Here is a 20532-nt window from a genome sequence, read left to right on the forward strand (position 1 = left end):
AAGCTCGCCTACCCTGCGCGGCGGTGGTGTGGCGGACGTCGCACTAGTCCTCGCTTTCCGACGCCCCCGGAGCCTTCGGCGGGGTAGTTGGCGCATCCGGAGCCTTCGGCACGCACCCCGTGTTTGGCGCACTCGGCGCCGCTGGAGCGCTGGGCGTAGGCGGCGCTGAAGGGGCAGCTGGTGCCTGAGGCGTTGTTGGCGTGTTCGGGGCGGCGGGAACGCTTGGTGCTGCGGGCGCTTGCGGTGCGTTTGGTGCAGCGGGAGCACCGAGAACGTTTGACGCTGGGGCCGCCGGTGCACCGGGAGCGCTTGGCGTTGTTGCAGCCTTGGGTGCCGCCGGTGCAGTCGGTACAGCTGCAGCGTTTGGCGACGATGGTACACCGGGCGCCTGGGGCGCGGCTGGTGCCTGCGGTACAGAGGCTGCGTTCGGTGCCGGAGTGTGTGCAGATGGAGCTGCGGGTGCGTCTGGCACGGACGGTGCGGTAGGTGCTTTGGGAGCACTCGGCGCTGTAGGAGCGGTTGGAGCTCCTGCGACATGTGGCGCAGCTGGGGCCTGCGGTGCACTGGGAGCCGTTGGAGCAGATGGACTCTGTGGTGCACTGGGAGCAGAGGGCGCTTGTGGCGCAGATGGAGTCGAGGGTGCTGCAAGCGTGTTCGGCGCGCTGGGGGCAGCCGGCGTTGATGGTGCCTGCGGTGCAGCGGATGGCGCCGTAGGTGCGCTCGGCGCGGCAGGGGACGTTGGCACTGCCTGTGGTGCGCTGGGCGCGGCGGGCGCTTGCGGTGCGCTCGGCGCAGACGGAGCTGCGGGCGCGCTGGGGGCAGTCGGAGGTGTCGGCGCCGCAGACGTACTTGGTGCAGCGGTGGGGGCCTGCGGAGAGCTTGTTGGGGCAGATTCCGCAGCGAGTGTTTCCGGGGAAGGCGCGGTGGAATCTTCCACGGGCAGGCGGCGGGGAGTGTCGAGGAAGGCCTTCTCGCGCGGGGCGGGAAGGTCGCCGGAGGGGGCAATGGCGTCGCGAAGCATGAGCGCCACATCGCTGACCTGTGTCTGCGGCGCGATGGACTTCACGCCACCCGTCAGCATGACGTTGCAGAACGGGCAGCCCGTCGCAATCTGCTCGGCACCGGTCGCCACGGCCTGCTCCGAGCGGAACTCGTTAACCCGTCGCCCCAAGCTTTCTTCCATGAACATGCGCGCACCACCGGCGCCGCAGCAAAAGGCTTCGTCGCGGTTGTGGTCCATCTCCGCCAGCGAAGCACCGGTCGCCTCGACGAGCTCACGCGGCGGGTCGAAGACCTTGTTGTGGCGACCCAGGAAGCACGGGTCGTGATACGTAACGGGGCGGCGGTTCTCCGGGGAACGCGGCACCGGCACGAGCAGCTTCTCCCGCACCAAACGGTTGAGCAGCTGCGTGTGATGCAAAACGTCGAAGTGGCCGTCGAAATCCGGGTACTCGTTGCGAATCGTGTTGAAGCAGTGCGGGCACGTCGTGATGATTTTGCGCTGGCCTTTGGGGACGCCGGCGAAGGCGTCGTTAAGCGTGGCAACATTCTGCTCCGCCATCACCTGGAACAGGAACTCATTGCCAGCACGGCGCGCCGGGTCACCGGTACAGGTCTCGCCCGTGGCCAGCACACCGAACTTCACGCCCGCAGTGTGCAGCATGTCCACCACCGCGCGCGTCGTAGCGCGGCCCTTGTCGTCGTAGGCACCCGCGCAACCGACCCAGAACAGGTACTCCAGGTCCGAAAAATCCGCAGCGTCCTCGCCGATGATCGGCACCTCGATGCCGTCGGAACGCGCCTCATCGATCCACGCGCGGCGCTCAGAGGCGTTGCGCCCCCACGGGTTGCCCTTCGTCTCCATGTTCTTAAACAGCCCGGTCAGCTCCGACGGGAAGTCGGACTCCGCCAGCACCTTAAACCGACGCAGGTCAGCCACATGGTCGATGTGCTCGATATCCACCGGGCACTGGTCCACACACGCACCGCAGTTGGTGCAAGACCACAGGACGTCATCATCAATCGTGCCCGCCATCGCCAGCACGTTGAGCCCCTCATGCGGGTTGTAATTATCCAGCGCGCCCTGGCGCAGGTCCATCATGAGCTTCTTCGGGCTCAGCGGCTTCTCGGTGTTCCATGCGGGGCACAGGTCCTGGCAGCGGCCGCATTCGGTGCAGGAGGAAGCGTCGAGAAGCATTTTCCAGCTCCCCGGTTCGAGGTCCTCCAAGTCCGGCGTGGGTAGCGCGCCGAGCGCCTTCTCACCGTCGGCGTTGCGCTGGAAGAAGATGTTGAAGAAGGCCAGGAAGCGGTGCCACATCACGCCCCACTGGAAATAATGGGCGATGCACGCGATGAACACTAGGCCCGTGAGCAGCTTCACCAGGGCGAAGAACTGCACCATGCTTGGCGACGCCTGCATCATCCCCGCCACACGCATCGTCAAGAAATCAGCCCACGGGGAGCCACCGCCGTACGTGGCGATGGCGGCGGCCTTGACGGCGAGCATGCCGAGGCCTTCGAGGAAGACGATGGCCTCCACCAGGCGTGCGGGGAAGACCTGCGAGTTGTAGAAGCGGCTGCCGCGGTCGGTATGGCCGAGTTTGAGGCGCACGCCAATGAGGAAGCAGATGCCCAGCACGGTTCCGATGGCGAGGACCTCTTCGATGAAGTGGTACACCGGCCAGTCGCCGAGCCACGGCCAGCCCTTATCGGGCGCGAAGGTTTGGATATAGGCCTCGAACCACACGATGGCGCCAAAGAGGAAGCCCACCATGACGAGCCAGTGCGCGGCGTTGACCAGCGGGCGGCCTTTGAAGTGGGTATGGCCGAAGACTTCGATGAGCACGCGACCAAGGCGCGCCAGGGGCCGGTCGGTACGGTTCAGCTGCGTGGGCCCGCCGGAGCGGATAAACCGAAACAGCGCCGTGAGGCGGTAGAAAAAGTACAGCCACACCGGGATCGATGCGGCGATGGCAACCCAGCCGAACATGCGCGCTCCTTTAATTGCTGCTGTGCGTGCCTCCTACCTTAAATCCCCCGGCCCCAAATCAGTGAGTCAGCATTCAGCTATCATCTTGAGGGCTAAGAATTCAGGAGGCGTTGTGGGCAGAATCAATGTTCCGAAGGCCGCGGTGGGCCTCGTTGCGGGCTTCGCAGCATTCGGAGTGGCCGGAGTTGCGGTTGCGCAGGGCGGTCTGACGGCGAATCTGGCGCTCTCGGGTACGTTCTTCAACGTCAACATTCGTCACTTGGAAGGCGATGGCTTTTCCTTGTTTGTGGATAGCGACAAGAAGGGCGAGGAGGATGTTCCCACCGCGCGGCTGAAGATGGAACACGCCGTGGCCTCGGATTTGTGTCTTTATGTCACCACTGACCTGCCTGCGGTGGGGGAGTCCACGCTCGCGCTCAAGGCGAAGGGCGATAACAGTGTGGAGGCCACTGGTCTCCTCGTTGGTGCGTCGAATATCGAGGGCTCGCTGGTCATGCAGGACGCGAACGTGGGCATCGACGCCAGCCAGCTGTCCCAGTCCGCCGACCCGGGAACGTGGGGCCTCTATGCCAAGCAGGTTTCGCTGACTGCCGACGACGTGCGCGCCACCTCCATAGGCGCGAAGACGCTATCCGCAAAGAATGTGGGCGTATCTGTGGAGCGGGGCCGCGGCAATGTCTGCTGATCACGCTAGGGATTCCGACGCAGCACTGCATGGAGCAGAAGCGCCGGATTCTCTCGATGTTGACCAGGCTGTAGCTCCCGCGGCAGCCACAGGCGGGGCGTGGGGGCGGTTTAAGACGTGGCGCGCCGGGCGGCCGTTTATTCCGGGGCTGCTGCTCATTCTTTCGGGCATCGTCATCGCTATGCCGGCCTACTTCACGGTGCAGATCTCGGACCTGCTCGTCATGATTTCTACCGTGTCGGGTGTGTCCACCCTGCTTATCGGGGCGTTGCTGGTCATGTTTGGCCTTGGCGCGTGGTTCCGTCCCACCACTGCGACGTATCTGGGGGTACTGGGCATCATCGTGGCGGTCATCGCGCTTCCCACCTCCAACTTGGGAGGCTTTCTCATCGGTTCGCTACTCGGCATCATCGGCGGCGCGCTGACCTTGGCCTGGGAGCCCAGCGATGGTTAACGCTTCGAGGCGCGAAGCTGCCCGACCGGCGCGCGTGAAGGTCGGGGTAGCCGTGCTCAGCGCGCAGATCCTGGTGAGCAGCGCGGGACCAGTCGGGGCGCAGGTTGCCCCAGCGCAGCCTTATTTTTCCACCGTGCGAGCGGACGAGGTGACTCTGATGGGGAACGTGAAAGCCACATTGGGTACGATGCCCACCCGCGACGGCGAGGTGCGCGTTATCGAGCTCACCGGCGAGCGCCTTGCCGTGCGCAACCTTGCCATCACGCTGCCGGGCAACGCCGGTGATGGGCTGCTCACCACCGGCGGGGCCATAACGACGGTGGAGCCCGCGCGCATCGTGGCGACCTCGCTGACCGCCACGCCCACCGTCGAAGGCGCGCGCACCGTGCCCGTCACGGCAGACCTCACCGGCGGTGACATTAATGCCGTCCTCGACCAGCTCGGTATACCCCAGCCGAATCCTGTCCCAGACGCTGAGCTTCCCGACGCCCTCATGGAACACCTTTCCCTCACTGACGTCACCCTCGAGCTGGCGAACCTCACGGGCGACACGTTCTCGGCCCCGATAATGTCCGTGACGGTCGACTAGCGCTAGTCCTCGCGGAACTGGGACTGGTGGAGACGCCAGTAGGCGCCGTGGGCGTCGAGAAGCTCGGCGTGGGTGCCTTGTTCGACGATGCAGCCTTCTTCCATGACGATGATGAGGTCGGCGTCGCGAATCGTGGACAGGCGGTGCGCGATGATGAAGGAGGTGCGGTCCGCGCGCAGCGCATTCATGGCCTGCTGAACGAGCACCTCGGTGCGGGTATCCACGGATGAGGTGGCCTCGTCGAGGATGAGCAGCGCCGGTTGCGCCAGGAAAGCGCGGGCGATGGTGATGAGTTGGCGCTCGCCGGCGGAAATCGCGCCGCCATCCTGGTCAATCTTGGTGTCATAGCCATCGGGGAGGGAATGGACGAAGCGGTCCACGTAGGTGGCCTTCGCGGCGGCGATGACCTCCTCGTCGGTGGCGTCGAGGCGGCCGTACCGAATGTTGTCCATGATGGTGCCCTCAAAGACCACGGCGTCCTGCAGCACCATGCCCACCTGGGAGCGCAGCTCGCGGCGCGAGATCTGCGCGGTGTCCACGCCGTCGAGGCGGATGGTGCCCGAATCGATGTCGTAGAAGCGCATGATGAGGTTGACCAGCGTGGTCTTGCCAGCACCCGTGGGGCCGACGATGGCCGCGGTCTGGCCGGGCTCCACGCGCAGGTTGAGGTCCTGGATGAGCGGCTTGTCGGGGCTGTAGGAGAAGTCGACGTCTTCGAACTCCACGAGGCCCTTCGCGCGGCCGCCGAGGCGGGAGGTGGACTCCTCGGCGGGCTCTTCCTCGGCGTCGAGGAATTCGAAGACGCGCTCTGCCGAGGCCACGCCCGACTGCACCTGCTGCATCATGCCGCCCAGCTGGCCCAGCGGCTGGTTGAACTCGCGCGAGTACTGGATGAAGGCCTGCGCGCCGCCCAACGTCAGCGTGCCGGAGGCCACCTTCAACGCACCGAGTACCGCGATGACCACGTAGGACAGGTAGGAGATGAACTGCATGATCGGCATCATCATTCCAGCCAGGAACTGCGCCAGCGACGCGGAGCGGAACAGCTCCTCGTTGCGCTTATCAAAGTCCTCCGTCATGGAATCGATGCGCCCGAAGACGGTCGCCAGGTCGTGGCCCGAGAAGGCTTCCTCCACCTGCCCGTTGAGGTCACCGGTGGCCTTCCACTGCGCCTTGAATTGCTTCTGCGCGCGCGAGCCAATCACCGCGATGACCACCGCCGTCAGCGGCAGCGCCAGCAGCGCCACGAGCGCTAGCTGCCAGGACACGGTGAACATCATGACCGTGATGCCCACGACCATGAGCAGGTTATAAAACAGCTGCGAAATGGCCTGCTGCAAGGCGGACTGGATGTTATCGGCGTCGTTGGTGGTGCGCGAGAGGAGATCGCCGCGCGACTGCGTATCAAAGTAATTCAGCGGCAGCGCATTGAGCTTGGCCTCGATGCTCTCGCGCAGGTCGAAGACGATCTTCATGACCATGGAGTTGAGCAAGTAGCCCTGCCACCACTGGAAGAGCGAGGACACCACGTACATCGCAATCACGATGCCGATAATCGTGCCCAACGTGGAGAAGTCGATGCCGAAGCCAGGGTTCAAGTCCATGGCGGAAGCCATGTCGGCGAACTTATCCTGCCCGCCCGCGCGCAGCGCCGCGATGGCCTGCTCCTTGCTCATCCCAGCGGGTAGCTGGCGGGAAATGACGCCGGAGAAAATGACGTCGGTGGCCTTGCCCATCACCTTCGGCGCGGCCACGGCGAGGAACACACAGATGATGTTCATCGCCGCAATCGCAAACAGCTGCACCTTAAACGGCGCAAGCAGACCAAAGAGGCGCTTGGCGGAGGGCCAGAAGTTCTTGGCCTTGCGCGGGGCGTTCTCGCCGGTCTTCTCCTCGATTGTGGTGTCTTCACTCAACGTAGCGTTATCCTGCTCAGCCATTTATGCCACCTCCGAGGTCTTCTGGGATTCCACAATCTCGCGGTACGTCTCGGAGGACTCGAGCAACTCCCCGTGCGTGCCGCGGGCCACGACGCGCCCAGCGTCCATGACCAAAATCTGATCTGCATCCACAATCGAGCTCACGCGCTGCGCCACAATGATGGTTGTCGCCTCCGCGGTGTACTCGCGCATTTCGGAGCGCACCGCGGCATCCGTCAGCACATCCAGCGCGGAGAAGGAATCATCAAAGAGGTACACCAACGGGCGGGCGACGAGCATGCGCGCGATGGACAGGCGTTGGCGCTGGCCACCGGAGACGTTGGTGCCGCCCTGCGCGATGTGCATGTCGAGGTCCTCAACAAAGTCAGCTTGCGCCACGCGCAGCGCGTTCCACAGCTCCTCGTCGGTGGCCTCCGGCGCACCCAGGCGCAGGTTGGAGGCCACGGTGCCGCTAAACAGGTAGGGCTTCTGCGGCACGAGGCCTACACGCTTGACGACGTCCTTCCGCGCCATGTCGGCGATATCGGTGCCGTCGAGAAGCACTCGGCCCTCGGTGGGGAGGTAGAGGCGCGGGATGAGGGAGAGCGCGGTGGTCTTGCCGGAACCAGTCGCGCCGATAAGCGCGGTGGTGGTGCCGGGGGTGGCGGTGAAGGAGACGTCGTGAAGCACGGGCGCTTCGGCGCCGGCGTATTGGAAGGTGACGTCGTCGAACTCGACGACGCCCGCGGAGCGCTCCGGGGTGCGGGGGTGGGTCGGCTCGGTGATGGAGGGCTCGTGCTCGAGGACGTCGGTGATGCGGCGCGCACAGATGACCGCGCGCGGGAGGATCATCGCCATGAAGGTGCCCATCATGACTGCGGCGAGGATCTGCAGCAGGTACTGCAGGAAGGCGGTCAGTGAGCCGACCTCCACGAGGCCTTCGTCCACGCGGTGGCCGCCGAACCAGAGAACCGCGCCGGTGGCCACGTTGAGAATGACGGTGATGATGGGGAACATGAGGATGAACAGCTGGCCGACCTTCAGGGAGAGGTTGGTCAGGTCGCGGTTGGCGGTGCGGAAGCGCTCGGCTTCGTGCTCCTCGCGGGTGAAGGCGCGGACGACGCGGATGCCGGCGATTTGTTCGCGCAGGGTGCCGTTCATGACGTCGAGCTTGCCTTGCCAGGCGCGGAAGAGCGGCATGAGCCGGACGATGATGAGGGAGATGGCGGTGAGCAGCACGATGACGGAGACCGCGACGAGCCAGGACATGCCGGCGTCTTCGCGGATGGCCATGATGACGCCGCCGATGGACATGATCGGCGCGGTGACCATGAAGTTGAGCATCATCATGTAGACCATCTGGATTTGCTGGACGTCGTTGGTGCCGCGGGTGATGAGGGTGGCGGTGCCGAAGTTGCTCATGTCCTCGGCGGAGTAGCGGGTGACGCGGCGGAAGATATCGGAGCGCAGGTCGCGGCCCAGACCCATGGCGGTGCGGGAGCCGAACCAGATGGCGGCGATGGCGGCGAGGACTTGGACGAAGGCCACGATGAGCATGATGCCGCCGGTGCGCCAGATGTAGTCGATGTCTACTTGGGCCACGCCTCTGTCGATGATCTTCGCGTTGAGCGAAGGCAGGTAGAGCGTAGCCGCGGTGGAGAGCGCTTGGAGGAGCAGCACCGCGATGACGTAGCCGGTGTACGGCTTGGAGCGGGATAGAAGGATGCGAACGAGTTCCATGTGCCAGCGTTTCGTGCGTGTTGGCGGCCGCGCCGGGCCGCTGGAGAGCATTGACCGCGCAAGTCTATCCCGCTAGACGCGAGCGCGTCTAGCGTGGGTATCGGCAGCAGGCTTCCCTTATGGCTGCGCGAGCGACTAGCTCGCGCGCTCGCGCGCTAGAAGCAGACCGGCGCGCGCTGCGCCTGTGCCGTGACGGCGGCCCAATCCTCGACGTCGTCGGTGAGCTGGCAGAGGCCTTCCCACGTGGTGATGGCCACGCCGCGGGCCATGAGCTCCAGCAAAACTAGGTGGCGGTCGCCGGAGGCGGAGAGCTGGTTGAGGTCCGTGTGGTTGATGTCCGCGTCCGGGCCAGAGCCCACGCTCACGTTGCCGATGAGCCGCAGGCGCGGCGTTGTCCCCTTCGGGCACGGCGAGGCGGCGGATTCCGCGCCGGACAGCCCCGCGAAACGGCGCAGCAAACCAAACGGCGCGGGGCGCTCGCAGTAGAGGTCTACGCACAGCCCGGCCCTGATGAGCCGTTCGGCGGTGGAGAGCGCTGCGGGGCCGTCCCCGACGATGGCAACACGCTGCATGAGAACCCCTTCAGTTCGATAAAACTAGACTATCTAGTCTGTAAATCTAGTCCGCTCGGTTCATTCTGGCTAATTTTTATTCTTCCTAGTACCCAAGCTCACAGCCCTCGCACCCCTCTGTGGGGCTGCACGCACGCCCAGCTCCCTTTAATGTGAGGAGTCATGACCGAACCGCTCAACCTGCTGGCCCGCGGCGACTACCGTGACCCCAGCATTAGCCCCGAAGGCACCCGCGACACCGCGCCGCTGGAACCTGCCGTGGCCCAGCGCAACCAGGAACTCGTCGAGGAGTGGGCCGATAAGCTCCACGACGCCTCCGCCGAAACAATTACCGCCTGGGCCGCCGAGCACGCGCCGGGCCGGCTTGCCGTCACGATGTCCATGGAAAACACCGTGCTGGCCGAGCTCGCACACCAAGCGCACCTCGACGCCGACCTGCTCTTTATCGACACCGGCTGGCACTTTCCGGAGACGTTGGAGGTAGCGGGGGACGTCGCCAAGCGCTATGCGGATCTACCGCTGGTGACAGTGCGCCCGCTGCTGAGCCCCGAGGAGCAGGACAAGATTTATGGCTCGCGCCTGTACGCGCGCGATGTCGCGGCCTATAACCGCATGCGCAAGGTGGAGCCGCTCAATATGGCCATGGACCCGTACGTCGGCTGGGTCACCGGCCTGCGCCGCGCCGATTCCGAGCACCGCGCCACCGCCCCGGCGCTGAGCCTGGACCGCACGGGCCGGCTGAAGATTTCCCCGATTATTACCTGGGACCTCGACGACACCGACGCCTACATCAAGGAACACGATCTCATCATCCACCCCCTCACCCTGCAGGGCTACCGCTCCATCGGCTGCGCGCCGCTGACCTTCCCGGTAGGCGAGGGCGAGGATGCGCGCTCCGGGCGCGTTTTCGCTGACGGCAAGACAGAATGCGGGTTGCACGAATAATGACTCTTTCACCACACCTTAAAGACTTAGAGAACGAATCCCTCCACATCCTGCGCGAAGTCGCCGGACAATTCGACAAGGTAGGCCTGCTCTTTTCCGGCGGCAAAGACTCCGTCGTGGTCTTCGAGCTGGCCCGCCGAGCCTTCGCGCCGGCGACCGTTCCGTTCGAGCTCATCCACGTCGATACCGGCCACAACTTCCCCGAGGTCATCGACTTCCGCGATCAGCTCGTCGCCGAGACTGGCGCGCGCCTGCACGTCGCCCACGTCCAGGATTGGATCGACCGCGGCGACCTGCAGGAGCGCCCCGATGGCACCCGCAACCCGCTGCAGTCCGTGCCGCTGGTGGAGACCATCGCCGAGCGCGGCTACGACGCCGTCCTGGGCGGTGCGCGCCGCGATGAGGAACGCGCCCGCGCCAAGGAACGCATCTTCTCCATCCGCGATTCCTTCGGCGGCTGGGACCCGCGCCGCCAGCGCCCGGAGCTGTGGGACCTCTACAACGGCGGCAAGATGGCCGGCGAAAACGTCCGCGTCTTCCCCATCTCCAACTGGACCGAGTCCGATATTTGGGAGTACATCGGTGCGCGCAACCTGCAGCTTCCCTCCATCTACTACTCGCACCAGCGCGAGGTATTTAACCGCAACGGCATGTGGCTGACCCCAGGTGAGTGGGGCGGCCCGCGCGAGGATGAGCCGCTGGAGACCCGCACCGTGCGCTACCGCACCGTGGGGGATATGTCCTGCACCGGTGCCGTGGAATCCACCGCCGCCTCGCCCGATGAGGTGCTCGCGGAAATCTCCATTTCCACCCTGTCCGAGCGCGGCGCCACCCGCGCCGATGACAAATTGTCCGAGTCCGCCATGGAGGACCGCAAGAAGGAAGGCTACTTCTGATGACGACTACCCTTGCGCCGAATGTCGGCGCGCTCAAACAGCGCGATACCCTGCGCCTGTGCACCGCCGGTTCCGTCGATGACGGCAAGTCCACTTTCGTGGGCCGCCTGCTTTATGACACCAAGTCCGTGCTCGCGGATCAGGTGGAATCCATGGAGCGTTCTTCTGCCGACCGCGGCTTCGACGGCATGGACCTCTCACTGCTTGTCGACGGCCTCCGCGCCGAGCGCGAGCAGGGCATCACCATCGACGTGGCCTACCGCTACTTCGCCACCGATAAGCGCACTTTCATCCTCGCTGATACCCCGGGCCACGTGCAGTACACGCGCAACACGGTAACCGGCATGTCCACGTCCCAGGTGATGGTGCTGCTTGTCGACGCCCGCAATGGCGTCGTCGAGCAAACCCGCCGCCACCTCAACGTTGCCGCGCTTTTGGGCGTGCGCCACGTGATTCTGGGTGTGAACAAGATCGACCTGGTGGACTACGACGAGGCCACCTTCCGCGCGATTGAGGCGGAGTTCAACGAGGTCGCCGCGCGCCTGGGCATTACGGATTCGGTGGTCATCCCGATTTCTGCGCTCAAGGGCGATAACGTGGTGGAACGCTCCACCAACATGGACTGGTATGAGGGCCCGACGGTCCTGGACACGCTGGAGACCGTCCCCGTGGTCACCGGCCGCGCCGATGACCTGGACCTGCGTTTCCCCATCCAATACGTCATCCGTGAGCACGCCACTGACTACCGTGGCTATGCCGGGCGCGTGAAGGCCGGGCACGTGGCGGTGGGGGATGAGGTGACCCTGCCGGGCGGGAGGACGTCGACGGTTACCGCGATTGATACCACCGATGGCCCGCTTGGATCCGATGAGGTGGCGCGCGCCGGCGACTCCGTGGTGCTGCGGCTGGCCGACGAAATCGACTTGGCCCGCGGCGACCTCATCGCCGGCACACAGCGCCCGGAGGAGGTGCGCGAATTCGCCGCCACCGCGGTGGTCCTCACGGACAAGGAGCTGCGCGCAGGCCAGATGGTGAAGCTGCGTTATGGTGCCGCCCTGGTCAAGGCCCGGGTGGCCTCGGTTGATCGGGTGCTGGATTTGGATGGCGTGGCCGATGTTGAGGCCCCGGAATCCGCGGCACTCAATGACATCGCGTTCATCACCGTCCAGACGCAGGCGGAGCTTCCCATGGAGGACTACGCCGCCCGCGGCGCGGTGGGCAATTTCCTGCTCATTGATCAGTCGAGCGGCAACACACTGGCCGCGGGGTTTGTGGGCCAGCGCCTGCGCTAACGGTGGCGAACCGCCGCGCTAGCTTGTCGGCGGGACGTCGCCAGACATGATGACCTTCTGCTGGCCGTCGTCCCAACGGAAGCCGGCATGCGTTTCGCCGGTGTGCCCCGCATTGGATTCGCCCTCGCGCGGCCAGTGGTAGGTCACGGCGATTTCGTTGCCGCTGACCTGCTCGACGGTAGGGAAGAAACCATAGGGCTCGGCGGTGGCGGTGCCCAGGTACTCGCCCTTGTGGAAGAGCATGATGTGGTACGGCGAGGAGGACGTTCCGCGCTCGATGCTGATGGTCTGCCAGCTCAGCTCCGCGCAGGGATCGAACTGCGAGAAATCCACCAGCGTCCAGTTGTTGTCATTCCACGGTGGAATCGTGCCAATGCCTGATTCATAGGCCGCGTGGGCGTCGATATCCTGGCAGGATTCCGCATCGTCTGTAGGGGACTCGGCAGGCAACGTCGGCGAGGCACCCGCGGCCGGCGACGATGCAGCGGGGCCCTCGGCGCCCTCTGCGTTATCCGGAGTGCTATCCGTTGCGCTGCTCTGCACGGAATTGAACATCGGCGAGTCCGCAGAATCCTGCGCCGCGTTGTCCTGGGAACAGGCGGCCAGCGGGAGGCAAATAAGGGCAGCGCCGATGAAGGCGGACCTAAGCATTGATGTTCCTTCCTTAAATTGTGCGCCTCATCTACGGCGCACGATTGGCTCTATCTTATCTAGCCCATCGGCGGAACATCGCCGCTCATGATGACTTTGTGCTGGGCCTCGTCCCAACGGAAGCCAGCGTGTGTCTCGCCCGTCGGTGCGGCATTGGCATCGCCTTCTTGTGGCCAGTGGTAGGTCACGGAAATCTCGTTGCCATTGACCCGCTCCACGCTGGGGAAGAAGCCATAGGGCTCAGCGGTGGCGGTACCGAGGTACTGGCCGTAGTGGAAGAGCATGATGTGGTGCGGCGAGGAAGCCGTTGCGCCCTCGATGGAAATGGTCTGCCAGCTTAAGCTCGCGCAGGGATCGAAGTGGGAGGAATCAACCAGTGCCCAGTTGTGGCCATTCCACTGCGGAACCTGCGCGATGTTGTCGTTGAAAGCCGCCTGGGCGTTTCCTGCCTCGCAGACTACGGGGCTGGCCTGGGCTTCTTCAGGGGTGCTGCACGCGATAAGGGGGAAGCAGAGCAGTGCCGCTGCGGCGAATACTCGTGGGGTGAACATGGTGTTCTCCTTTCTGAGGTCTCGGTGTGGTTCCAGACCCTACAAGTGGCCGCAACGCTCAGAACAGAGTTGTGGAGAGCATTCCTCGGGCCAGAAGGTAGTCTCGCAGGCATGGAGAATCTTTCTGGTCGTACCTTGTTCGTCGCCGCCGTGGACGCTGAAGCCGCGCATGTACCGGAAGGAGCACCGCTGCTTATCACGGGTATTGGCACGGTACCCGCCGCCATCGAGTTGACGTCGGTCTTGGCCTCAGCGCAGCAGCTGCCGGAGCGCGTCATCAACATTGGTACTGCGGGCGCGCTTCGCGACGATCTTGCTGGCGTCTTCGAGATCTCCCACGTTTGCAAGCACGATTTCCACTTGGAGGTGCTCAGCGACGTCTCTCGTTATCTCCTCCCCGAGGTCATTGAGTTAGAGACCTCCGGAAAGCTGCCCACTGAGACTCTGGCGACGGGCGATTCCTTCATCTCGGACACCCCTACCCGCACGCGCCTTGCCCAAGATTCCGCGCTGTGCGATATGGAGGGCTACGCCATCGCCGCGGTGTGCCGAAAGTTCGGTGTGCCGTGCACGTTGCTTAAGCAGGTATCGGATACCGCAAATGAGGAATCCTATGGCTCGTGGGCCTCGGTGCTCGACCGCGCTGCGGAGGAGCTGGCCGTCGCTTTCGGCACGGTAACCGCGGATTAGACCCCACATACGGAAAGTGCCCTAGTTGCCAAAACCATTGCTCCCGCCGCGGGTGGCGGGGCAGAAGTTTGGCAGCTAGGGCAGTTGCACGGCCGGGGAGGCTAGAGCCATGAGCCGGTTGTGTGGCTAGCGGGCGCTGCTGGCTTCCAGGTTCTCGTAGAGCTCCATGACGGTGTCGTGGCCCTCTGACGTGGAAATCTTGATGTTCTTGGCTTCGATTTCGCCGGCGCGCAGGCTGGCCATCTCCTGGTGGTAGCGGAAGACCACGGCAATCGTGGCAGCCACCGGCACGGCCAGGAAAGCGCCGATGATCCCCGCCAGGGCGGAACCCACGGTCACGGAGAGCAGCACCATTGCTGCGTGCAGGCCCATGGCCTTGGACTGCAGCATTGGCTGGAGCACGTTGCCCTCCACCTGCTGCACAATGATGATGAGGGCGAGTGCCAAGAGAGCCTTGGTGAGGCCATCTGAAACCAGCGCGATGATGACGGCCAAAGCACCCGCAGTGACCGCACCGATGACTGGGATGAAGCTGGCGAAGAAGGTCACCACGCCGATGACGAGAGCCAGCGGAACCTGGAGGACCCAGAGGCCGAGGCCGATGAGGAGGCCGTCGACAGCCGCGACGGCTGCTTGTGCCTGAATGAAGCCAGACAATGTATTCCACACGCGAGTCAGCAGCTCAGTGGCGTGCCAGCCCGCGGAGTAGCCGGAGTAGGTGCGCAGCCATGGCAGGAACTTGTCGCCGTCCTTGAGGATGAAGAAGGCTACGAAGAGCATGATGGCGAGCGCCATGGCGATGGAGCTGGCCATCGATACGCCGGAAATCACCCCGGTGGCAATGTTGGAAGCTTGGCCCTTGATGAAGGTCATGGCGTCATCGAGCACTTCCTGCACCTTCGCCGCATCAATCTCAAAGGGCAGGTCCTTGGCCATATCGACGAGCTTGTTCAAGCCGCTCTCAGCTTGGCTGACCAGGGACGCACCCTGAGAGGAGACCACCGGGGCCATCGCCGCGAACACGCCGCCAATGATGGCCAAAAAGCCCAGCAGCGTGGTGATAGCGGCCAGCGCACGGGGGAACTTATGCGCACGCAACCAGTTGGTCACGGGGAAGAGCACCGTGCACACCAAAATGGCCAGGATGACCGGCAGCAGGCCTACCCAGATGAACTTCAGCAGGTAGCCGGCCAGGCCGACGCCTGCGACCACGATGATGAAGATCAGGCAGATCTTCGCCAGAGAAATGGCATCGCGGCCGAGGACACGGGACTTGTCGTCGGTCTCTGAGGGGTGGAGGGTGGCTTCTTCGCTAATGGGCTTGGCAGCAGCGGACGGTTCTGCGGCGGCAGAAGCCGCCGCGTCAGAGGCAGTGGAGGGCTGGGGGTCGGTGCCCGGGCGGGCACCGTCACCATTGTTGTTTCTCATGCGCTACATCTTCTCATATGAGCGCAGGAAACGAGTTATGCGCGGATGCTGCTTACCTGGCGGATGATGCCGAAGCGGTGCATCGTCACCGAGACTGCCTGCTCCAGGAGGAAGGGTAGAAGCTCGCGGCGGCCATCGGCCAACACCGGCTGGTCCAAGACCACGGAGTTGGATTCCACCGCCGCCTCAAAGAGGCCCGGCTCCACGGAGCCAACGACGCGCACGCGGCCCGACTCTAGGCGAGCGACCTCACGGGCGAAGGTTTCTGCTTCCACGGCGTCGACCTTAAAGCCCAGTCCACGCAGCTCCGCAGCCTTCTCCGGGGCGGCGCTGAAGCGCACCGGGGAGTCGGTGCGGGTGGCGGCGAGGGCGAGGCGGGAGACGTCGCGAAGCGCGGCGTCCGAGGCGATGCGCACCTGCAGCGGGGTCAGCACCGGGCGGTAGCGGAAGACGTTGGCCTCGCAGACCAGGCCGGAGCGGTCGTGCTTGCGGCCGAACTCCTGCTGCCAGGCCAGCTCGTCGAGCTCTGCTGCGCGCCACAGCCAGGCGGTGTCCTCCTCCGAGAGATCGAGGTCACCGAAGGCACGCAGCTGGGCCGCCACCGGCTGCGAAATATCCACGTCGAAGGGGCGCAGCGGGCCCTCGGACCAGGTGCCGAACTGTGCGACATAGTTCGGGCCGCCGGCCTTGGCACCCGGGCCCATGACGGACTGCTTCCAGCCGCCGAAGGACTGGCGTTGCACAATCGCGCCGGTAATACCGCGGTTGACGTAGGCGTTGCCCACCTCGACGCGCTCGAGCCAGTAATCGATCTCATCGTTATCCAGCGTGTGGATGCCGCCGGTGAGGCCATAGCCGGTGGAGTTCTGCCACTCGATGGCCTCCTCCAGGGTCTCCGCGTGCATGATGCCAAGCACCGGGCCGAAGCACTCGTTGACGTGGAACCAGGAACCCGGGCGCACGTTATCGCGAATACCCGGCGACCACAGGGTGCCTTCCTCGTTGAGCTTCTTCGGCTTCACCAGCCACTTTTCACCCGGCTCCAGCTGGGTCAGGCCGCGCAGCAGCTTCTCACCCGGGGCTTCGGCCAGGCCATTCATCGTCGTCGTGATGTCGTAGCCGGGGCCGGGGATGAGGGTCTTGACGGCGTCGACAAGCTGGGAGCGCAGGCGTTGCGACTCGCCGGCCGCGCCGACAAAGATAACCAGGGAGGAGGCCGAGCACTTCTGACCAGAGTGGCCGAAGGCAGAGAGGTAGAGGTCCTGAATGGCCAGGTCCGGGTCCGCGGACGGAGTGATGATGAGCGCGTTCTTGCCGGAGGTCTCCGCCATGATGTTGAGCTCCGGCTTCCAGGAGCGGAAGAGCTTGCCGGTATCGGAAGCGCCCGTGAGGATGACGGCGTCGACGTCGGCGTGGGAGACCAGAGCGCGGCCGGCGTCGCCCTCGTCGGTGAAGACGAGCTGGACCAGATCCGGGTCGAGGCCCTGTGCCTCGAGGCCGGCGCGGAAGGCGTCCACGACAAGCTTCGCACAGTGCACGACCTGCGGCGCAGGCTTGATGATGACGGCGGAACCCGCGGCCAGAGCGGCCGCGATGCCGCCGGTGGGGATGGCCACCGGGAAGTTCCACGGCGGGGTCACCACGGTCACGCGGTAGGGCGTGAACTCGGCGGCGTAGTTCTCCAGCAGGCGCGCGGACTGCGCGTAGTAGGTGCAGAAGTCGATGGCCTCGGAGATTTCCGGGTCGGTCTGGGTCACCGTCTTATTGGCCTCGTAGGCGGCCACGGAGATGAACTCGCCGCGGCGGTTGGCCAGCTCATCGGCCACGGCCTCGAGCGCGCGGGCGCGGTCCTCGGCAGGACGGGAGCCCCACTCGGCGCCGAGCTCGGCGGCGCGGGCCACGTGCTTGTCGACGACCCCCGTATCCGTCACCTCGTCCACCCCGTGCTCGCCCGGGTCGTTGGCCAGGGCCTTAAGCGCCCACTCGCGGTTAGCCTCCAGGGCTGGGTCGGTGTCCGGCTCGTTGGCGAAGCGCCCGGTGCGCGGTGCCTGGCGGCCGGCTGCCTGCTCGGCCTCCTCCAGGCGGTTTTGGGTGCGGCGCGGGCCGGCGAAGGTATCCCAGCGCTGCGCGACGGCCTCGCGGAAGACCTCCTCCTGGTCCTTCAGCGCCTGCTCCTCCGGGGCGAAGAGGGCGTAGAGGAAGTTCTGCGGAGCGGAGTTCTCCTCCAAGCGGCGCACCAGGTAGGAGACGGCGACGTCGAAGTCCTCCATGTGCACCACCGGGGTGTAGAGGATCTGGCGGCCCTCGAAGGCCTCGCGGACCGCGGTCTGCTGGGCCGGGGACATGCCTTGGAGCATCTCGGAATCCATCATGCGCATCACGCCGCGCTTGGTGCCCAGCTTGTAGGCAAACGCCGCGGTGTAGAGGTTGTGGGTGGCCACGCCGATGCGCACGCAATCGGCGAACTCGGGGCGCAGGATGTAGTCGAGCAGGCGGTAGTAGTTGGCGTCCACCTCATCCTTGGTGGCATAGGGCGCTGCCGGCCAGCCGTGGATCTCGCCCTGGACGTGCTCCATGGAAAGGTTTGCGCCCTTGACGATGCGAATCTTGATGTGGGAGCCGCCCTCGGCCACGCGCTGCTTAGCGAACTCGGCGAGGTGCGTCAGAGCGTCGAAGGTATCCGGCAGGTAGGCCTGCAGCACGATGCCGGCCTCGAGGTTGATGAACTCCGGCTCGCTGAGCAGCTCGGTGAACAGGCGCACGGTGAGGTGGAGGTCGTGGTATTCCTCCATATCCAGGTTGATGAAGACCTTGTCCGGGCGGCGCGCGGCGGCCTCATAGAGCGGGCGCAGGCGCTCCTTGAGACGGACCAAGGAGCCTTCGATATCCCAGGGGTTGAGCTGGGCCACCATGGAGGAAGCCTTGACGGACACGTAGGTCACGCGCGGGTTCTGGATGAGCTTCAAGGTGCGGTCAGCGCGGGAGCGCGCTTCCGCATCACCCAGCACGGCCTCGCCGAGGAGGTTGAGGTTGAGCTGCTCGCCGGACTCGGCTGCCTTGTCCAGGGTCTTGTTCAGGGCATCGCTCTCGGCGTCGAGGACCAGGTGGCCGACCATCTGGCGCATGCGCATACGCGCCAGCGGCATGACCAAGTTGGGCAGGATCGGGCCGAAGAAGCCACCCAGGCCCACCAGCGATCCGTTGATGAGGCCGAGGAAGGAAGCATCGTAGGTGGTGGTGACGGACTTCAGTGCGTGGGCGGCTACCTTGTCATCTTCGGGGCGCATGACGCGGTCGACGAAGTCCATGGTGAAGGCCACTCCGTCCGGGTTGCGCAATAAGTCAGCGAGCTGTTCTGTGGCCGGATCCTGTTCGTCGGCAGTGGAGGCGAGCCAGGAGTGGGCTTGGGCCGCGGCGGCGTCGATCAGCGCGGCGTCGATGTCGGTGGATTCGGGCACGGGGGTATGAGCATCGTTAGTCATGGATTACAACCTTTATGGGTCTCAAGGCACACTGGTACAGCCTTATGGAATGCGGAAAGAACACAAACTATCGAGTCCAGCAGTTGCTCAAGCTCTGTGCGGCGCTGATTAGCCTGTCCAGTTTGTGTGATAAGAGGGCTTACTTAACGTTGGCGTGCACAACTGGAGGCCGGTCGGAAGAACGACGCTGTCTAATGAAGTAAGCATTCATATGTGACCACCCTTCTTGCGTGGGGAAACGGCCAAGCGGTGGCTTGGCCGGGCCAGCGAAAAATAGGCGCCTTTAACATGGTCCGCCACACAGTGGGTGCAGACATGTAACCCATCTCGCTTATATGAAAGCTAGCCCCTTATGTTGGGGTGAGTCAATCCCACAGGTGTTGTTTTGAGGGGAGGTTGCTACCCCCGTGTTAGTGACTGAGATACTCCGTGAGATCTGTCGCGATCTTCTGTGCGCCCATTGGACCTAGGCCGAGTGCCCACGTATCGTCGCTGACCTCGATAGCATGGCCGTCTTTAACCGCTGGAAGCTGCTGGAACGCCGCAGTGGAAATGGCGGTGTCTTGGCCGGTGGCGGAGGGATCTCCGTAGCTGCAGTAGAAGATGTAGTCGGCGTCCGCTTGGTCAATGTTCTCCGGTGAGATTTCTGCAGCGAGCTCTTCGATGTCCTGGTTGGCGGGGCGGGCGAGGCCGGCGTCATCAAGCACCGTTCCAATGAGTGAAAGGCGCCCGTAGAGGCGTACTTTGCCCGGCATGAAGCGCAGAATGGTGACGGTGGTGTCTTCGCTAGCTGGCCCGTCCTTAATGACCTTCTTTACTTCTTCGATCTTCTTGTCGTAGTCGGCCATGACTTGTTCGGTGCGCTCTTCCTCGCCGAGGGCTTCACCGATCAGGTGGAAGTTTTCTTTCCAAGTGTACCCAGGGCGAATCGAGAAAACGGTAGGCGCGATGGAGCTGAATTGGTCATAATACTTATCCATGCGCAGCTGCGAGCCGATGATGAGGTCCGGTTGTAGTGAGGCGATCTTTTCCATATTGACTTCGTTGATCGTGCCTACCGTTTCGATGTCACTTGCTTTGTCGGCCATGTAATCGGGGACGGGGTTCTGACCCTTAGACGTGGTCATGCCGACTGGCTTCATGCCAAGGGCAAGGACGGAGTCGAGCTCGCCGCTTTCGAGAACGACTACTCGTTGAGGCTTCTCTTTGAGCTCGGTCGTACCACGGGCATGTGTGACGGTGCGGGGGAACTGGCCGGGAGCTGCATCGCTGCCAAAGGATTGGGTCTTCTCTCTGGCTCCAGCAAAGCCCTCGCCACCAGTTGCCACGGAGTCATTTCCTGCGGCGGAGTTGGATTTTCCTGTTTCCTTCTCTGCTGGAGAGGATGAGCTGGACCCGCCGGTGTTTGAATCGGCGTTTTCGAGGCTGGCGCAACCGGTGAGAGCTAGCGCTGCGGTAAGGCCAACAGCGGTAAGGCGGAGGAGTGGGATGTGAGACGCGATTTTCTTTCGAGTAGTCATAAAAGGTAGCCTAACCTAAATTAGGTCAAGCTAAGGAAACGTGAGCGTATGAAGGTGTTTGGGTGGTGTTGGTGATTGAGCAGGGGGTGCACACCGGAAAGGGAAATACTCGGCGTCTTGGTCGGGTAG

The 20532-nt window shown here is 64.2% G+C and carries 16 protein-coding genes; 7 read left to right on the forward strand and 9 right to left on the reverse strand.

Features of this window, described 5'->3' with window-relative positions:
• Nucleotides 1-43: 43 nt before the first annotated feature.
• Nucleotides 44-2989 (reverse strand): (Fe-S)-binding protein, encoded by a 2946-nt coding sequence (locus tag HMPREF3009_RS12530; protein WP_070682340.1) that lies wholly within the window; start codon nt 2987-2989, stop codon nt 44-46.
• Nucleotides 2990-3101: 112 nt separating this feature from the next.
• On the opposite strand from HMPREF3009_RS12530, the gene HMPREF3009_RS12535 reads away from it, so the two are divergent.
• The 3 genes from HMPREF3009_RS12535 to HMPREF3009_RS12545 are packed head-to-tail and all read left to right on the forward strand — an operon-like array spanning nt 3102 to nt 4717.
• A complete protein-coding gene (locus tag HMPREF3009_RS12535) occupies nt 3102-3674 on the forward strand; it encodes a DUF6230 family protein (RefSeq protein ID WP_049154769.1) in 573 nt (190 codons plus the stop codon).
• Entirely contained in the window at nt 3664-4128 is a 465-nt protein-coding gene (locus HMPREF3009_RS12540; RefSeq protein ID WP_232745439.1) for a DUF6114 domain-containing protein, read from the forward strand. The genes HMPREF3009_RS12535 and HMPREF3009_RS12540 overlap by 11 nt, the downstream gene beginning before the upstream one ends.
• A complete protein-coding gene (locus HMPREF3009_RS12545) occupies nt 4121-4717 on the forward strand; it encodes a hypothetical protein (RefSeq protein WP_070682342.1) in 597 nt (198 codons plus the stop codon). The genes HMPREF3009_RS12540 and HMPREF3009_RS12545 overlap by 8 nt, the downstream gene beginning before the upstream one ends.
• 2 nt (nt 4718-4719) lie before the next feature.
• Here HMPREF3009_RS12545 and HMPREF3009_RS12550 read toward each other — a convergent pair whose 3' ends face one another.
• The 3 genes from HMPREF3009_RS12550 to HMPREF3009_RS12560 form a co-directional block, all read right to left on the reverse strand.
• Entirely contained in the window at nt 4720-6657 is a 1938-nt protein-coding gene (locus HMPREF3009_RS12550; protein WP_070682345.1) for an ABC transporter ATP-binding protein, read from the reverse strand.
• On the reverse strand, nt 6658-8376 hold the full coding sequence (locus tag HMPREF3009_RS12555) for an ABC transporter ATP-binding protein (RefSeq protein WP_070682395.1): 1719 nt from the start codon (nt 8374-8376) through the stop codon (nt 6658-6660). It abuts the gene before it with no gap.
• A gap of 155 nt (nt 8377-8531) precedes the next feature.
• On the reverse strand, nt 8532-8948 hold the full coding sequence (locus HMPREF3009_RS12560; protein WP_046647128.1) for a methylenetetrahydrofolate--tRNA-(uracil-5-)-methyltransferase: 417 nt from the start codon (nt 8946-8948) through the stop codon (nt 8532-8534).
• A gap of 162 nt (nt 8949-9110) precedes the next feature.
• On the opposite strand from HMPREF3009_RS12560, the gene HMPREF3009_RS12565 reads away from it, so the two are divergent.
• Genes HMPREF3009_RS12565 through HMPREF3009_RS12575 form a run of 3 tightly spaced genes read left to right on the forward strand, consistent with a single transcriptional unit; the run spans nt 9111 to nt 12081 of the window.
• The gene (locus tag HMPREF3009_RS12565) at nt 9111-9893 is read left to right on the forward strand and encodes a phosphoadenylyl-sulfate reductase (protein WP_070682348.1); all 783 of its coding nucleotides are present in this window, start codon (nt 9111-9113) and stop codon (nt 9891-9893) included.
• The gene (cysD, locus tag HMPREF3009_RS12570) at nt 9893-10789 is read left to right on the forward strand and encodes a sulfate adenylyltransferase subunit CysD (protein WP_010188641.1); all 897 of its coding nucleotides are present in this window, start codon (nt 9893-9895) and stop codon (nt 10787-10789) included. The genes HMPREF3009_RS12565 and cysD overlap by 1 nt, the downstream gene beginning before the upstream one ends.
• Entirely contained in the window at nt 10789-12081 is a 1293-nt protein-coding gene (locus tag HMPREF3009_RS12575; protein WP_070517696.1) for a sulfate adenylyltransferase subunit 1, read from the forward strand. Before cysD ends, HMPREF3009_RS12575 begins: the two co-directional genes overlap by 1 nt.
• An 18-nt stretch (nt 12082-12099) precedes the next feature.
• On the opposite strand, the gene HMPREF3009_RS12580 is transcribed toward HMPREF3009_RS12575, so the two are convergent.
• On the reverse strand, nt 12100-12732 hold the full coding sequence (locus HMPREF3009_RS12580) for an LppP/LprE family lipoprotein (RefSeq protein ID WP_070517695.1): 633 nt from the start codon (nt 12730-12732) through the stop codon (nt 12100-12102).
• A 59-nt stretch (nt 12733-12791) separates the two neighbouring features.
• Nucleotides 12792-13283 carry an LppP/LprE family lipoprotein gene (locus HMPREF3009_RS12585; protein WP_070517694.1) on the reverse strand — a complete coding sequence of 164 codons (492 nt, stop codon included), beginning with the start codon at nt 13281-13283 and terminating at the stop codon, nt 12792-12794.
• A 111-nt stretch (nt 13284-13394) separates the two neighbouring features.
• Here HMPREF3009_RS12585 and HMPREF3009_RS12590 point away from each other — a divergent pair, with 111 nt between their 5' ends.
• A complete protein-coding gene (locus HMPREF3009_RS12590; RefSeq protein ID WP_070517693.1) occupies nt 13395-13973 on the forward strand; it encodes a nucleosidase in 579 nt (192 codons plus the stop codon).
• A 126-nt stretch (nt 13974-14099) separates the two neighbouring features.
• Here the strand turns inward: HMPREF3009_RS12590 and HMPREF3009_RS12595 are convergent, their stop codons facing one another.
• The 3 genes from HMPREF3009_RS12595 to HMPREF3009_RS12605 form a co-directional block, all read right to left on the reverse strand.
• Nucleotides 14100-15401 carry an AI-2E family transporter gene (locus HMPREF3009_RS12595; protein WP_118783651.1) on the reverse strand — a complete coding sequence of 434 codons (1302 nt, stop codon included), beginning with the start codon at nt 15399-15401 and terminating at the stop codon, nt 14100-14102.
• 35 nt (nt 15402-15436) lie between these two features.
• Nucleotides 15437-18883 (reverse strand): bifunctional proline dehydrogenase/L-glutamate gamma-semialdehyde dehydrogenase, encoded by a 3447-nt coding sequence (locus HMPREF3009_RS12600; RefSeq protein ID WP_070682351.1) that lies wholly within the window; start codon nt 18881-18883, stop codon nt 15437-15439.
• A gap of 410 nt (nt 18884-19293) precedes the next feature.
• The gene (locus HMPREF3009_RS12605; RefSeq protein WP_046647137.1) at nt 19294-20403 is read right to left on the reverse strand and encodes an ABC transporter substrate-binding protein; all 1110 of its coding nucleotides are present in this window, start codon (nt 20401-20403) and stop codon (nt 19294-19296) included.
• Between the last annotated feature and the right edge of the window lie 129 nt (nt 20404-20532).

This window comes from Corynebacterium sp. HMSC034H07 (assembly GCF_001815175.1).
Taxonomy (GTDB): Bacteria; Actinomycetota; Actinomycetes; order Mycobacteriales; family Mycobacteriaceae; genus Corynebacterium; species Corynebacterium hiratae.